Below are 255 nucleotides of genomic sequence, written 5' to 3' on the forward strand. Positions count from 1 at the left end.
CGTTGATAGGTTGGGTGTGTAAGCGCTGTGAGGCGTTGAGCTAACCAATACTAATTGCCCGTGAGGCTTGACCATATAACACCCAAGCAATTTGAGTCGAAAGGCCAGATTGCGGTGTGTGAAGACGAAATGAACCGAAAGTTCGACGTTCACAAGACACCGACAGCTGTCACATACCCAATTTGCTGAAGCGAGGCCAGCCGGCCGCGAGTCAGTACCCGAATTTCTTGACGACCATAGAGCGTTGGAACCACC

The 255-nt window shown here is 51.4% G+C and carries 1 rRNA gene; it reads left to right on the plus strand.

Annotated elements, in window-relative coordinates:
• A 23S ribosomal RNA gene (locus L6D81_RS29415) occupies positions 1-75 on the plus strand; the annotation flags it as partial.
• Positions 76-255: the final 180 nt, after the last annotated feature.

The organism is Pseudomonas sputi (genome assembly GCF_021603585.1).
Taxonomy (GTDB): Bacteria; Pseudomonadota; Gammaproteobacteria; order Pseudomonadales; family Pseudomonadaceae; genus Aquipseudomonas; species Aquipseudomonas sputi.